11 protein-coding genes are annotated in these 16,367 nt (G+C 36.3%); 2 read left to right on the forward strand and 9 right to left on the reverse strand.

Annotated elements, in window-relative coordinates; all coding sequences use genetic code 11:
* Positions 1–5: 5 nt before the first annotated feature.
* From RSC39_RS09840 to RSC39_RS09880, 9 genes are all read right to left on the reverse strand, one after another.
* On the reverse strand, positions 6–2,771 hold the full coding sequence (locus tag RSC39_RS09840) for a discoidin domain-containing protein (protein WP_332536869.1): 2,766 nt from the start codon (positions 2,769–2,771) through the stop codon (positions 6–8).
* Between the two features lie 27 nt (positions 2,772–2,798).
* Entirely contained in the window at positions 2,799–4,391 is a 1,593-nt protein-coding gene (locus RSC39_RS09845; RefSeq protein ID WP_332536981.1) for an alpha-glucosidase, read from the reverse strand.
* Positions 4,388–4,963 carry a family 20 glycosylhydrolase gene (locus RSC39_RS09850; RefSeq protein ID WP_332536983.1) on the reverse strand — a complete coding sequence of 192 codons (576 nt, stop codon included), beginning with the start codon at positions 4,961–4,963 and terminating at the stop codon, positions 4,388–4,390. The genes RSC39_RS09845 and RSC39_RS09850 overlap by 4 nt, the downstream gene beginning before the upstream one ends.
* Positions 4,855–5,358 carry a family 20 glycosylhydrolase gene (locus RSC39_RS09855; protein ID WP_332536871.1) on the reverse strand — a complete coding sequence of 168 codons (504 nt, stop codon included), beginning with the start codon at positions 5,356–5,358 and terminating at the stop codon, positions 4,855–4,857. The genes RSC39_RS09850 and RSC39_RS09855 overlap by 109 nt, the downstream gene beginning before the upstream one ends.
* A gap of 78 nt (positions 5,359–5,436) precedes the next feature.
* Positions 5,437–6,888 carry an ABC transporter substrate-binding protein gene (locus RSC39_RS09860; RefSeq protein WP_332536873.1) on the reverse strand — a complete coding sequence of 484 codons (1,452 nt, stop codon included), beginning with the start codon at positions 6,886–6,888 and terminating at the stop codon, positions 5,437–5,439.
* Between the two features lie 103 nt (positions 6,889–6,991).
* A complete protein-coding gene (locus RSC39_RS09865; protein WP_021037468.1) occupies positions 6,992–7,912 on the reverse strand; it encodes a carbohydrate ABC transporter permease in 921 nt (306 codons plus the stop codon).
* Between the two features lie 54 nt (positions 7,913–7,966).
* A complete protein-coding gene (locus RSC39_RS09870; RefSeq protein WP_043735144.1) occupies positions 7,967–8,899 on the reverse strand; it encodes a sugar ABC transporter permease in 933 nt (310 codons plus the stop codon).
* Entirely contained in the window at positions 8,896–11,574 is a 2,679-nt protein-coding gene (locus RSC39_RS09875; protein ID WP_332536877.1) for an alpha-mannosidase, read from the reverse strand. Before RSC39_RS09875 ends, RSC39_RS09870 begins: the two co-directional genes overlap by 4 nt.
* Before the next feature lie 34 nt (positions 11,575–11,608).
* Complete coding sequence (locus tag RSC39_RS09880; RefSeq protein ID WP_332536879.1) at positions 11,609–12,925, reverse strand: glycoside hydrolase family 125 protein; 1,317 nt, start codon at positions 12,923–12,925, stop codon at positions 11,609–11,611.
* A 216-nt stretch (positions 12,926–13,141) separates the two neighbouring features.
* On the opposite strand from RSC39_RS09880, the gene RSC39_RS09885 reads away from it, so the two are divergent.
* Positions 13,142–14,179 carry a LacI family DNA-binding transcriptional regulator gene (locus tag RSC39_RS09885; protein ID WP_332536881.1) on the forward strand — a complete coding sequence of 346 codons (1,038 nt, stop codon included), beginning with the start codon at positions 13,142–13,144 and terminating at the stop codon, positions 14,177–14,179.
* Complete coding sequence (locus RSC39_RS09890; protein WP_332536883.1) at positions 14,176–16,329, forward strand: GH92 family glycosyl hydrolase; 2,154 nt, start codon at positions 14,176–14,178, stop codon at positions 16,327–16,329. The genes RSC39_RS09885 and RSC39_RS09890 overlap by 4 nt, the downstream gene beginning before the upstream one ends.
* The last annotated feature ends 38 nt before the right edge of the window (positions 16,330–16,367 follow it).

Genomic DNA, 16,367 nt, shown 5'->3' on the forward strand with positions numbered 1-16,367 from the left:
CATTTTTAGCTATTTTTTAATCCTAAAACTTGTATTTCATAAAGACGAACAGCGCTATCTGCTCCTTGTGTTGGTTTAATGGCTGTGATTCTAACATATCGGGCTTCTGTTTGTTTGAAAGAATCTTTTGTTTCGCCAAGTTTATTTTTCTTCACATTGACTACTTCTGTCCAATTCTGATTATCATTTGAAAGCTCAATGGTGTAATCAGAAGTATTCATATCTGGCGATTCTCCCCCTTTTTGGGCATGGTCAATCAGGACTTGATTGATTTTTTCAGATTTTCCAAGATCAATCGTAATATTATGTTTACTTGGACCGACGGCACACCACTTGGTATCTAATTTTCCATCTACCGCCTTTGGACCTGATTCAGATTCATTCGTATAGCTGTCTACTTTTACCGATTGATTCAAAGCAAAATTAGTCAATTCTACTGGCTGATCGAGTACGGTAATTAGGGCGGTTTGGCTTATTGTATTTTCTTGTCCTTTTTCATTAATCGCGGTCAATTTGACTGAGTAAGTTCCTGCTTTAGCAAAACTTACTTGAGGATTCTTTTCAGTTGATGTAGCTGGACTTGCCCCTTCAATTTCCCATTTGTACTTAGTCGTAGCCAGATTAGACTGATTAATCAATGTCACTTGTTCACCGACTTTTACAACTGTTTTATCTGCCACAAAAGCTGCTTTTGGTAGTGAATTGTCTGGCCACTTAATAGAAGTAGTTACTGAATGACCAGCCTCTCCAGATTTGTTAATTGGGACAATTTCAAATTTTGTCGAATTGATGTTTTTCCCCCGTTTTAAAGCATTCACAAAGAAAGCATTAATATTACTTGCTCCTAAAAATTCCTTACTTCCATCATCATTTAATTGATAAATCTCATATCCATAAAGATTATTTTTATTTGCATCTGATTGCCAAGAAAGTCTAAAACCACCTACAGTTCCTTCTTCTTCAAAAGCTTCATCGGTTACTTTCGCATCAGAGAGCGAAATTTGTTTCGCTTTTTGACCATTAGTTAAGGTCATTTCGCCCAAATTAATGGCCTTGAAATCCATTGATTTATCAGCGGTCAGTTTTAAAGCAATTTTCTCAATCTTTTGGTCTTCATATTTTTTAATATCAAAATTCACTTCTGACCATTTATCAGTCAGCTCCTTATCACCTGCAATGCTCACTTTTTTCCCATTTGCTAGTTCTAAGATTGTCGATACTTTTACAGCTTGGTCTGAACGCATATTGACGGAAAATTTTGCTCCTTTAGCGATATGTAAATCGCTAGCAAACAGGGTCACTGTTGAAGCTTTACCAGCAGCTAAGTGTTCAGCCATAAATTTGAGTGAGTTGCCCCCATTATAAGCATTTGCAAAATCAAAGCTTGGAGTGATTTTATTATCTCCCTCATTATCAATCATCCAACGATAAGAAGGTAAAATTCCTGCTAAGCTTCGGTCGTTCCAGTCCAGTTCGGAAATTTTTTGACCATCTTTAAAATAGTTATAACCATTTCCGAGGTTAAAATTCGTTTTGAATTCATCACCGTTTATTGCTGATTTTTCCAGTACATATTTGGAAAGCCCTGTCCACGATTCGTTGACGGAGGTATCAACTTGACGAGGGTCTGCTTTTTGATTCACCCAGAAGGCTGACTCTCGATTTTGAAAATCATCCCAACTGCTTGCGTTAGTATAGGTCGCACTCGCTGCATATAGACCAATTGACGTTTGGGTTCCCTGACTTCCTTTTTCTAAAAGGTTCCATTTAACTGGCGTTTGAACATCTTTTGCTTGCACATCTATTCCGGCATAAATATTATATGGGTCAATATTGTGACTTTTAGCATAGAGATTTGATTTTTCAAGTAGCTTTTGGTCAGCCAAATTATTTTCAGTCCACCAGAAATTTAAAAACATTGCATCTGCTGCTTTATCCTGAACAAAAGTTGCATTTTGGTCATTCAATTGATTTTGCCAATCCACTTTTCCATCTTTAGTCATGGCATCATACCACATAATTTGCAGGTTTGGGTCTACTTTTTTAACTTGTTGAATCAAGGCTTTCATATTAGCCGCATCTTCAGCATTTAATCCTTGAGTCTCTTCATTGATAAACCAACCTTCAAAACCATAAGTTTTCGCAATGTTTACCATCTGCTTGGCAAATGGATATTGACCATTTGCATCTTTTTTGAGCATTGTTTTGACCCAATCCACTTTCCCACCGTATTCTTTAGGTGGCAGGAAAATTGTTCCAAGAACTGGGACACCATTTCTATGTGCTTCGTCAATAACATCCGCTGATGGTGTCACAATAATACCTTCCCCAGCAGAACCGCCCCAGTAGACCAAGGTATCAATATATTGCCAATAATCAAATGTATAAGAATCAAATTTGGTTGAGCCACGCGAAGGATTTCCTGAAGTTTGCGAGTTCATCATTGACAAGGCGACGATTTTTGTTTTCTTATTCTGATTTTGATTAGAGGGACTTAATTTTTTAGAGGAAATTCGCTTAGCTAGTGGAACATTGGATTTATTGTAAAGCAAATCTTTATCATTTTCTGCTGACCATGCTAAAAATTTATCCGGCATCCAATAAGAAGAAATTGGGGCATTTTTACTCTGGAAATCGGGTATAGCCTCGGCCGTGACTTTATAATTTGCTTTGACATGAGTTGCTGAACCACCGCTACAAGCTGATAGAAGGGTGATAGAAGCTAGAAGCCCTGTGGAAAGGCACAATTTAATAAAAGTTTTTCTCGACATTTTCATGGAATCCTCCAATAAAATTTATTAATCAACATTTTCAATTTCCAGAGCAAAAGCTTGCCAAGGTTTAATTTCTAAGTCTGTCAGTAAATTTGGAAATTTGTCATTACTGATAATCTCATTTTTTTTGACATAAGAACTTTGAAAATGCTGTGGTGATTTTGATAAATTTGCCAGAACAAGAAAACTTCTTGTCCCTGTTTTTCTTAAGTAAGCAAAGATTCTGTCAGTAGTTTCGATTAATTCAAAGTCTGCTTCTACTAACCAATCTTCTTTGTGACGAAGTTCAATTAACTTTTGATAAGTGTAAAAAATAGAGTCAGAATCACTTAAAGCTTGGTTTGCATTGATTTCTGTGGTATTAGGATTAACAGTCAGCCAAGGTTTACCATTTGTAAAACCAGCCTTTTGCTCACTTGTCCATTGCATGGGCGTCCTCGCATTGTCCCGACTCATTTCTCGTAAAATTTTTATGATTTCTGCTTCCGTTTTTCCTTCATTTTTCTTGTCAGTAAAATATTCATGGGATTCAAGGTCGTTAATTTCTGACAGGTTTTCAAATGGAAAATTGGTCATGCCTAACTCTTCTCCTTGATAAATAAATGGTGTCCCACGCATCAAATGAAAGAGAATTGCAAAGGCTTTGGCTGATTTTTCTCTATTTTCTCCTTCATCTCCCCAAAATGATACAATTCGTGGTAAATCATGATTTCCTAAAAAGAGAGAGTTCCAAGCCTCATTCGGATTCAGTTTTTGCCAAGCCGCCATCGCTTCTTTTAATTTTGAAACGTTTAAAGGTAATTTTTCCCACTTATTGCCATTTCCTGCCGAAGTCAATAAATGCCAAAATCCAAATACCATTGAAAGTTCCTGACGATTAGGACTACTGTATAATTTTGCTAATTCTGGTGAACTTGACCAAGCTTCGCCAACGGTCAAACAATCTTTATCTCCAAAAGTTGCTAAATTCATCTCTTTTAAATACTCATGAAGTTTGGGACCATTAACCGTAATTCCCTGATCTGGTTGTTTCCCAATCAGGTCAATCACATCTAATCTAAAACCGCTTATTCCCTTATCCAACCAAAAATTCATCATCTTATAAATTTCTTTGCGAAGTTCCTCATTTTCCCAATTTAAATCTGGTTGTTGAGGGCTAAAAAGATGAAAATAATATTGCTGAGTGCTTGAATCATAGGTCCAATTTCTGCGCTCACCCACAGGCTGATCACGCCATATATAATAATCTCTTTTGGAATTATCTTTAGATTTTCTGGCTTCTTTAAACCACAAATGCTGGTTAGAAGTATGATTCACCACTAAATCCATGATAAGTCGAATCCCAATATTTTTAGCTTTTTCTAAAAGTTCATCAAAATCACTCATTTTTCCAAATAATGGGTCTATTTTATAGTAATCACTGATATCATAGCCATTATCGACCATAGGAGATTGATAGAGCGGCGAAAGCCAAATGGCATCTATTCCTAGCTTTTTAAGATAATCTAGTTGCTCAGTAATTCCATTGATATCGCCCACTCCATCATCATTTGAATCTTTGAAAGAGCGAGGGTAAACTTGATAAATGACAGCCTTTTTCCACCAATTTTTCATTATTTTTCTCCATAAGTTTTCGTAAAGATTGGAAGTATTTTTGTGAGTTCATCTAATATTTCACTGACAGACTTGGCATTAGGCTCATCTGCCCAAATTGAAAAGTAAGTTCCTCTGACAGACTTCATTTCGTTTTTATTTAACCATTGCTGACCAGAAAATTTTTGAATATTTCCCTCATTTTCTAGTTTTTTTGCAGTTGGATAGGAATATCCTGCTTGTTCTCCCAAAACGTAATAAAGGTCATTGTCACAAAAATTAATCAGGGAGTATCCCGCAGATAGCCATTCTTTGACATCAGCCATTCCCTTTTCCCAGTTTGTCCAATAGCAAACTTCAACTTCTTTGGTCAATGGAATTAAACTTTGCTTATCTTTTCGCAAAAAACCATCATTCCAAATACGGACTCGTTTTCCTTTTTGACTTAAATGTCTTGCCAACTGGTTAATGTATTCATAATAATACTCTAAACCTCTTGCCTCAGAACCATATTTTTGACGTGCTTTTTCAAGCAAATAAGGATAGTTTTCAATCTGACGGAAATCAATAAATTCATCGCCACCAATATGAAAAATCTTTGAATCTGGAAAAAATCAATTATCTCATCAATAATTTTCAAAAGCCAATCAATAGCTGCTTGATTAGTGACATCAACGGCTTGTTGATTAGTGTCAGGTAAAGCAAATTCCGGTTTTGATTTTAGTAAATGGCTCATGTGACCTGGGCTATCAAAATCAGGAATTAGTGTAATTTCATGCTGCTTTGCAAAAGCTCTAAGCTCCTTTATTTCACTGTATGAATAGCTTTTACTGACCAAACTGTCAGTAAAATTTAAAGCAAAACCTTCATTTTCATTCAGATGAAGTTGTAAGTGAGTCAATTTGTGTTCTTGGAGTAAAAGTATTAAGTTTTTTAATTCTTTTAATGACCAATACTTCCGTCCAAGATCTACTAATAGTCCTTTTTCCATAATAATTTCAAATAAAATAAGACCTCCAAACTAGTTTCAAAATGAATTTAGAAAGGAGATCTTGGATTAGTTTACCTCTTATTTATTCTTAAGATAAGTATCATATTGACTTTGCATTTCTTTTTGAACTTTGTCATAACCTGCTTTTTTCAACTCAGCTTTGAGTTTAGGTAAAGTTTGAACAGGGGCAACAGAACCTGTATTCAATTGGTCTAAATATTGGCTCATCACATTTGACAAGTTAGAAATTTCAGATTTCACTTTTGATTGGTCAAAAGTAAAGCCGAGCAATGGTGAAACTTTAGCATCTTTAATTGATTGGTCACGTTTCGTAATCATATCATTTGTCACTGCATCTGTAGTGTAAAGAATAGCATTGTTTCCTGTATTCCAAGCCGCCATGTGTTTTACTCCTTCACTGTATGAAGGGAGTAATTTAATTTTCTTATCGCCTGTTTTTTCCCATTGTTGTCCTTCAACACCATAAACTAAGCCATTTAAAAGTTCAGCATCACTATTGATTAGACCCAATACTTTAACGGCATCTTCTTTATGTTTAGAGGTATTAGAAACAACGAAGTTAGCTACACGCGCTTGGTCAGTTGTAATCAAAGGTTCAGTAACTGCTTTAGAAACAAGCGTTTGTCCAGCTGCTTGCGTTAAAATAGTATCGCCATAATCGTATGGACCTTGTGTTTCAACACGAGCGAACCAGTTATTTGAGTTCAAGTCAAAAGCAGTATTTGAAGTTGCGGCATCGGCTGGAATCAGACCTTTAGTATAGTAATCATGCATTTTCTTCAAATTGTCAATGTATGATGGGATATCATAAACATTTTGGATTTTTTTACCATCTCCTGTTGTATCTACAGCAAATGGCAATCCATTTCCAAGAACATAGTCAACATTACCTGGTGTTTTGAATCCTTGACCAATAGCAAAGGCTGCAACATTAGGTTCTTTTTTATGGAATTCTTCAATTACTTTTTCGGCTGAAGCAAATGAGTTAACTCCGTCAATAGAGAGGTTATATTTATCCAAATATTGCTTATTAAATGTAATGACTTGTTGAGCATAAATATTACCATTTACAGGGTAACCATAGAGCTTACCATTAATTTTATTTCCTTTAATATAAGCTGGATTTAACTCATTATAAGCCGTTTTAGCATATTTAGGAGCCAAATCAGTCAAATCAGCAAATGCTCCCTTAGCTGCATTCGTAGCGTAATCTTGAGCAAAGGCAATATCATAAGCTTCACCAGAGGAAACGATAACGTTCATTTTTTGCGCGTAATCCCCCCATCCAATATAGCTAATGTCCAATTTTACTCCAGCTTTTTTCTCGAGAATTTTGTTAGCGTTAGCCATTAATTCCGTGTAATTGTCTGGTTTATCACCAATTTGGTACATATGCAAAGTGGTGTTACCAGAACCGCTTTTTGACTTTGCAGATGAACCACAAGCCACAAGTGTAAAGGCTGCAAGCACTGATACGGTACCAAGTGCAACTTTTTGATAATTTTTCATTAGATTATGCTCCTTTAGGGTTTCCCCAATTTTTTTAACTTTATTAATGTTTGCGCTTTCTTTAAGCGTCTAAATTTACTCTGCTAACTAAGCAGAGCTTTAATTATTCCTTAACACCACCAATGGTCAAACCTTTGACGAAATAACGTTGGAAGAATGGATAACTAATTGCAATTGGTAAAGTTGAAATAATAACAATTGCCATACGGGCTGATTCTCCAGGAAGAGCCGCTAATCCTCCGGCTATCTGTGAACCTGCTCCTGCATTTTGCGTTAAAAATTGTAGATTGTTTTGAACTTTCATCAATAGATATTGCAATGGAATTAATTTATCATTTGAAATATAAAGTAAAGCATTAAACCAGTCATTCCAGTAGCCTAAGGCTGCGAAAAGCGAAATAGTCGCAATTCCAGGTACTGCTAAAGGAAGAACAATTTGCATGAAAATTCTAAGTTCACTTGCTCCGTCAATTCGCGCGGATTCAATGATTGAATCTGGAACCGAACGTTTGAAGAAAGTCCGCATAACGATGATGTTAAATGGCGAAACGGCCATTGGTAAAATTAATGCCCAAATTGTATCTTTTAATTGTAAAAGGTTAGTCATTACCAAATAGTTAGCAATCATCCCTGGAGAAAATAACATGGTGATCAAACAAAAGATGGTAAAGAAACGACGGTAAGGAAAGTTGTTTCTGGAAATTGCATAAGCATAAAGTGAAGTTGCTGTTGAGTTTATCGCAGTTCCTAAAACTGTTACAAGTACCGTTACAAAGAGTGATTGCAACATCTTGTCTTTCATTTGGTCAAATAAGAACCGATAAGCATAAAAGCTCCATTCTCTTGGCCAAAAACTATAACCAAATTGTTGTAGTGAAGATTCTTTTGTCAGAGAAATCGCTAAGACAAAGAGGAAAGGCAAGACACATGAGATGGCAAAGATTGCAATCACAATATTGAAGATAAAGTTCACCGGACGATTAAATCCCCGAACAGATAATGAGGCTATTTTTTTCTTTTTCATATTTATTAGCTTTCAAGTTTAGTAAAAGGCTCGACCTATTAGCTTCCCCCTTTCTTAGAATAAGGCTGAATCATTATCAAGTCTGCGAGCAAAGAAGTTTGTAATCATTAAGAGAATAAATCCTACAACAGATTGATAAAGGGCCGCCGCCGTTGCCATTCCTAAGTCACCAGTATTCGCTAATCCATTATAGATATAGGTATCAAGAACTTGTGTGACTGGTGTTAAAGCACCGGATTGACGCGGAACATTATAGAAAAGACCGAAGTCGGCACGGAAGATATTTCCGACCGCCAAGATTGTCAAAATTGTCATAAGTGGAACAACTTGGGGAATAGTAATATTCTTGATTTGTTGCCACTTAGTGGCCCCATCAACCATCGCTGCTTCATAATATGTTGGATTGATTCCCATTACTGTTGCAAAGTAGATAATTGAGTTATAGCCAATTCCTTTCCAAACACCAATGAAGAGGATAATGAAGACCCAGTATTTTGGTTCTTGATACCAATTGACTGGCATCCCTCCATTATGCATAATCATTTGGTTGAAAATCCCTTTATTTCCTGGTGCCAAGAAGGCATAAACAAAGTAGGAAATAACAACCCATGAAAGGAAGTAAGGAAGAAGTGACATGGTTTGGTAAATTTTTACTAATTTCTTGTTTCTTAACTCACTCATGATAACGGCAAAAGCAATGGAGATAATCAGGTTAAGACTGATGAAGCCAACATTGTAAAGCACCGTATTTCTTGTGATATCAAAAGCTGCACCGGAAGAAAAGAGGAATTCAAAGTTTTTAAATCCGACCCAAGGACTATTGGTTAAACTGGCCAAAAATCCATCTGGGTCAATGTGAAAATCTTTGAAGGCCACAATATTTGCAAAAACTGGAATGTAGAAAAAGAATATCATCCAAATTGCACCTGGAATAGCCATGAGTATCAGCGCTTTATAGCGCCAAATATTCCGAAAAAATTTATTCATTGATTTTTCTCCTTAATCAATAAAGTCCGAATTTCGTGAGCTGCAATTTCTTTTTGCATGTCTGCTTCTTTCATTTCATCTTCAAGCAGATTTAGGATTCTTGTTTCTTCTTCAAGATGTAAATTTAATGGTTGACCAGACATATTGTAGCCTCGTAAAACTAGACCATTATCTGATTCGCGACGTTTCAATGCCGTGATAGCAAATTTATCATTATCAATTTCTAATATTTTACCTGCTGACGGCAATTTTTTTACTGACGAGTCTGTCAACTCCACGGTTGAAAATGGAACCTGAGCAACATAAGCATGTTGGTAAGTTTCATAACGTTCGCAAGGCTGACCGTGAAATTCTAAACTGTAGTTAAAAGTATGTTGTCCCAAAGTTTGAGCTTCTGGTGTTGGGAAGTAACCCCAATCACCAAGTTCTCCAACTCCTCTAAGTAAAGTTAGGGCAATATTTGCGCTGTCAGTAACTTCATATTCATTTAAACCAAAATTACCAATTGTCAGCCCGTATTCTTCATTATGAAGATTAACAAAGGCTTGCTGATGTTGAGGATTGGTTGGATTTTCCCACGTTTCAGGCATTTGGTTTGGTCGTGTGACTACTTCATAAATACTGTCAGCCTCATGAGTCTCAGCCGTCAATCCTGCTGGGAATAAGACCCGAAGACGATGGTCTTTCATTTGATTATCAATGCTTGTTTCAAAATCAACTTTTTTAGAATCTTTGCGGACTGTAATTTTTGTGTTTACTTCTAAAGGCAAAAGTTTATCAGAACGTCCAGCATTTCGATAACGGAATTCCAAGACCTTTTTTTGTTCCTCATCAAGCAAATCGTCAGCAGATTCAGGAATCATCAGTATTTGTTTAATCTGAACTTCGGCAATTTCTGCTCTGTCAGTAACAATTGAGAATTCAGCTTGGCTGTCAGTAGAAAGAATGGCTTGTGTATTTTTAGGTTGGAAATAAATATACTCATTTCCGATATCACCCGTATCCTCAAAAACTAATAAATCTTTAAAGACTTTATTAAGTGACTTATCAAAAATACTCAAGCTTCCATTATGATTAACTGTCAATTTCAAACGATCATTTTCAATGGTTTGACCTAAAATCATGCTCTCATGATTACTGACAGAACTGTCAGTAAGTACTAAATCATAGGTTTCCCAAGATAAAGGACTCATTTCATGTAAGAATAATTTCACCTTAACAAATCGTTTCATATAGGGAACGCGGAAACGGTCTTTGGGTAAATCATAATCAAATAACACTTCTTCTTCACTGATTTCAGCCGGAATTTCTTGACCTTCACGATTAATTACTTTATAGGTTGCTTTTTGTTTGCCCTTTAGTTCATCGTAAAGTTTCTCAGGAATTCCATCTTTAAAGAATTTACGCTCTAAGACCACTTCAATTTCGGCCTCGCCTGTTTTAGAATAACCTGCTGTATTAAAGACGACAAAAGGATGTTCCCCTTCAAAATCAATCACTTTAGCCAGTTCAAACAAAGCATCATTGGCAAGGTATTTACCCACTTCATTTGCTTTTTCAAAACGTGTCATCATCTCACGATGCACTTCATCAACAGAGCAGCCACAGATACTGTCATGTGGATGATTTTGCATCAAAGTTTTCCACGCATAAGTCAATTTATCATGCGGATAATCACCAGTTACTCGATAAGCTAAGCTTGCAAGAGGTTCTGTGATGTTTTCTAGTTGACGCTCAACCTTTGTATTCCATTGTTTGAGATATACTCGACTTGAAGCTGTATTTGCTAAAGTATACCAACCATCCGTTTCTTGCGAAGTCAACTCACCAGTTACTGTCGATAAGTTTTCAGGCAAATCTGACCTTACAGCTTCCAGATAATTTGGCCAATTAGAATGAACAAACTCATAATCTGGGAAAAGTTCATTTGCTAAGCGAATGGCTTGACTCAAATCTTTTTGAACTGGCTGATGGTCTACACCATTCATCATTAAAAGGTGTGAGGTTGACGCAAATTTTTCAACATCTGCTAGTTTTTGATTCCAAAAGTCAAGAGCTGCTGCTTTTTCAGCAGGGATTTCATTCCCATTTGAGTACCAATTGGCAAACAAAATTCCAAGAATTCTTGTCCCGTCAGGGCCTTCCCACCACATTTCTGAAAATTGTGAACTATAAGCTTCTTCTGATTGTTCCAAAACTTGGTTATCAAAACCAATTGGTTTCACCCCGCGGCCAAAGGCTGCAGCATTAAGGCCTGCTCCTTTCATCATCTGAGGCGTTTGACCCATATTTCCAAAAGTATCAGGGAAATAACCTAGTTCAACGGGAGCCCCCCAGCGCTCAGATTCTTTACGTCCAACAAGCATATTACGGACATTTGATTCAGAGCTAATCAGGAAGTCATCTTGCAAAATGTAAAATGGCCCAATTCTCAATTTTCCTTCTGAAATAGCAGCTTCTACTTCTTCACGACGTTCGGGACGGACTTGCAAATAGTCATCTAAAATAATCGTTTGACCATCCAAGTGAAAACTGTCAAAATCAGGGTCTTTTTCAAACAAGTCAAGCAAATCATCTACCAAGTTAACCAAACGCATATGATGTTCTTCATAAGCCATATACCATTCTCGGTCCCAGTGGCTATGGGAGATGATATGTACTGTTTTCTTTTTCATAAAGTTCTATCTTTCCAAGTTCTATCTTACTAACTTATTTTGTAATTCGGATATCGAAATAATCCATCACTAATTCGCAAAACATCATATTTGCCCAGCTAAACCATTCTCTCGTGTAGTTTTTGGGATTATTTACATCAAAACCTTCATGCATCAAATGTGTTCCAGCGTCTGTTTCAACCAAATGGTTTAAGATTCTTTCTTTTTCTGCCTTATCATTTGTGGTCATCCCTTCCATTGCTAAGGCAATTGGCCAAACGTAATTTTCTGGAGTATGACTAGAGCCGATTCCTCTAGCATATTTTCCTTCATAGTAATAAGGATTTTCTTTGCTCAATAAAGTTTGTCTTGTTTTCAGGTAAGCTTCATCTTCAACGTCGCAAAATCCTAAATAAGGAGCTGCAATCAAATTAGGAACATTACTATCATCCATTAAGGTCGAATTTCCTAAACCATCAACATCATAAGCCCAAATTTCTTCGCCTTCTTTATTTTTAACTTTAGCAAATTTTTCCAATCCCTCTTGAATTTCATTTCTAAGAGTTTCTGCTTCTTTTGCAATTTCTTCATTAGAAAGAAGATCAGTAAATATTTCTTTGATATAATCCAAAACAACGACTGCAAACATATTTGATGGAACCAAATAACCATACTCACAAGCATCATCACTCGGTCTAAAACCAGACCAAATCATCCCAGTATAAGCCGTCTTAGCTCCTCGTCCATTTCTTATCAAGGTGTCTTCCTTGCGGTCGGTATCTCGAACGAAATTATAGGGAGAAGATTCATGATTTTGTTCCGTTTTAAAAACAGACAATGTATTTTCGACTGCTTTGATAAATGCTTTATCAAAATGAGCCGTGTAACCTGTGTTTTTATAAAGTAAGTAAGCCAGTTGAATAGGGTAACAAAGGGAATCAATCTCATATTTTCTTTCCCAAATCCAACCTTTATGTTCATTAAAGTTGGTATGATCTCCTTGATGTCCTGCAAAATTTTCACTTTCATTAAAAGCATTAGCATAAGGATCCAAATTAATATATATCATTTGTTTTTTTATTAAACCAACAATCAAATCTCGAATTTCTTCATCTTCACGCGCAAGAACCAAATAAGGTCGCATTTGAGCCGTTGAATCACGTAACCACATTGCTGGAATATCACCCGTTAAAAGAAAGGTTGTCCCGTCATCATGCACTCTCAAAGTAGTTTCGAGTGTATTTGAGAAAGAATGATTAAAGTTTAGAGCCCACTCTTTATGTTCTTCTCCACAAAGCTCTCTTATCTCATCCATAAACTTTTCAACGGATTTTGGAATATTTGCTTTCACTGCATCTCCTTTTAAATTCATTTGATATATCATTTAAGGTTATTTTAATATATTTTTTTCTATTTTGCAAGCGCTTTTTTATTAAAATAAGGTTAATTATGTTATTTATTTTTATTTTTTCTGAATATTACTCGCCAACTTCTTGTTTTTTTATTGATTTTCATAGTAAAAGACTTGTTTTTTCCGTAAAAAAGAGTAAAATATGGTATATCAAATAAAATACAAAGGGATATTTCTATGAGCTTACCACTCTATCAGCAGATTTCCGATGATTTGAAGCAAAAGATTATCACAAAAACATTCAAATCTGGAGACCAGCTCCCCACTGAAAAAGAACTCTCAGAGACTTATTCAGTCAGTCGCATTACTGCTAAAAGAGCTTTGACTGATTTAGAACAATTAGGACTTGTCAGTAGAACCCGAGGAAAGGGAACTTTTGTTCAAGAGCTTAACAAAAATCACACAAAACTCCTTAAACGTGTCCTCTTTATCATTCCTTTTGAAGGAATGTCATTTGGAGATTTCACACATGGTTTAGTTCCTGCTTTAAAAGTTGAAGATACAACCGTTTTTATTACTTATGCTAGCTACCTCAAGGAAAATACCGCAGATGATATTAAAGAAAACTTTGATGGTTTGATTTATTATCCAATGTATACAGAAGATTATTTAGATATCTTATTAGAACTTTCCTTGCAAAATTTTCCTGTCGTTCTATTGGATAAACAAATCTATGACCTCGGTTTTCCATGTGTTTCCTCAGATAACTTCAATGGAGGTGAACAAGCGGCTCAAGCCCTGTTAGAACTTGGTCATAAGCGAATCGCTTTTGTAGCCAGCAATGATAGCCACCACCCGCAAACAACAAGAAATCGTTATTTAGGATATGTCAAAGTCCTTAAAGAACAGGGAATTAGATTTCACACAACTCTTGATGATTCTCTTTATACCGAAAGCTCTGTCTTAGAACTTATTCAAAATGAAGAGGTTACTGGACTTATTTGTGAAAATGATTTAGTTGCCCTTCAAACAATGAAGACTTTACAAAATAATCATTTTGATATTCCAAATGATATATCAATTATTGGCTTCGATGATATTCAAGCAGCAAGTCTCTCAAATCCACCTTTAACAACCATTGCCCAAGATTTCATTGGCATGGGAAGAATCGCTGGCGAATTACTTTTAGACTGGATTAAAAATGGAGAGACACCTAAAGATGTTAAAGTTTCGATCAATTTAATTAAAAGAAATACAACTGAGGAGTTGAAATGAAAATAAACAAAATTGATACCCGTCACGGCACTGCCAACCAATCCACTTTTTCACACGGAAATTGTCTTCCTTATACTGGATTTCCTTGGGGAATGAATTATTTTGCCCCTTCAACTGGTGCCGCACGTGGTGCTTGGTGGTTCCACCCAGAAGACAGAACATTTGAAGGCTACCGGATTACTCACCAACCTAGTCCTTGGATGGGGGATTTCTCCCATCTCACAATGACCCCTGTGGCCGGACCTTTACCTGAAACCTCACTTTGGCATACGGTAAGTTCCTATCGCCCTGAAGAAGCAACTTTTAATCCAACTCAACTTAAAGTTACTCAATTACGTTATCAAATCACTTCTGAATTGCTTCCTTCAATGTATGGTGGTCTCTTATCAATCAATTACCAAAATTTAAGAGTAAAAGATAATGGGTTGATGCTTCATTTACCAGGGTCCTATGAGCTTCAACAGCTTGATGATTATAGCCTAGCGCTTTCTGTCATTAATTTTGCTGGCTGCGAGGATGAAAATTTCACTTTTTATCTCAAATTTACTGCTGACCAAGCCTTTGTTTTGAATGGTGATTTGTCTGGTAAAGACGGGGAAGTTCGCCTAGATTTTAAAGGAGCTGACCAAGTTAAATTACACTTTGCTACTTCTTTTATTTCTAAGGAACAAGCAGCTCTCAATCTCAAACGTGAGCAAAATAATTCAGCAGAAATTTATTTAGAAAATGCTGAATCTGCTTGGAATGAACTTTTTTCACGTATTGAAATCGAACATGGCAACAAACAAGAAGTTTCTACTTTCTATCACAACCTTTATCGAACTTTTCTTTTCCCACAAACTTTTTATGAATTTGATTTAGATCATCAAAAAATTCATTATGATACAACTTCAAAAACTGTTAAATCGGGCCCGCTCTATACAAATAATGGTTTCTGGGATACTTTCCGAACCGTTTATCCTTTGTATAGTCTAATTGCGGTTGACCATTATGGCGACATGCTTGAAGGTTTTCTAAACTCTTATCGTGAAACTGGCTTCCTTCCAAAATGGCTTTCTCCTGATGAACGTGGTCTCATGCCCGGTACCTTGATTGATGCCGTTATTGCTGATGCGGCAAGCAAAAATATCCGTCCTGACTTGATGCCTGAATTTCTGGAAGCAATGAAAAAAGGGGCAACCTCTCAATCTGAAAACTCTAATTACGGTCGCCGTGGCACCAAAGACTATCTTAAACTTGGTTATGTTCCACTGACTCATCATGAATCCGTCAACCATACTTTAGATTACGCTTTTTCTGATTATTGTATTTCCCAAGTCGCTAATGTTACTGGTGACAAAGAAACTTCGGATTTTTATGCTCAACAAGCTAAGAATTATCAAAATATTTTTGACCCTGAAACAGGCTTTATGCGTGCAAAAGATGCTGACGGAAATTTCAGACCTGACTTTTTAGATATTCGTTGGGGCCGTGATTATGCAGAGGGTTCTGCTTGGCAAACTTCTTGGTCAGTTCTTCATGATTTTGCTGGATTGATTAAATTACACGGTTCAGCCGAAAAATTTGAAGAAAAACTAATTGAACTTTGTAATCAACGTCCAAATTTTAATGTTGAAGGATATGGTTTTGAAATTCACGAAATGAGTGAGATGGCTGCCATCGAATTTGGTCAAGTCGCTATCTCAAATCAACCAAGTTTCCATTACCCTTATCTCTTTAGTTACATTGGAAAACCTTGGATGGCTACTCCTTTAATCAAAAATTTACTGACAGAAACTTTTAACGACAGCCCTAAAGGTTATCCTGGAGATGAAGACAATGGCACAATGGCTGCTTGGTATGTCTTTTCAAGTCTAGGATTCTATCCTGTCACTGCTGGTTCTGGACAGTATGTGCTTGGAATGCCACTCTGGGACAAGGCCACACTTAATCTTTCATCTGGTCAGCAACTTAGTATTCTTGCAGGACCTAATGCTCCCCAACAACTTTTCGTCAACAAACTTACTTTTAATGACAATAAAGTCAAGGATACTTTTATCAAGCATGAAACACTGATGAAAGGTGGAAATCTTAAATTTGATTTAGGAATTGTACCAAATCCACAAAATTATACAAATGAACAATTGCCCTATTCACTGACAGAAAATTAATGACTGACAAGTCTGAAATAATCATTCTGTCAGTAAAA

Origin of the sequence: Lactococcus sp. (assembly GCF_036648155.1) — a bacterium.
GTDB lineage: Bacteria > Bacillota > Bacilli > Lactobacillales > Streptococcaceae > Lactococcus > Lactococcus cremoris.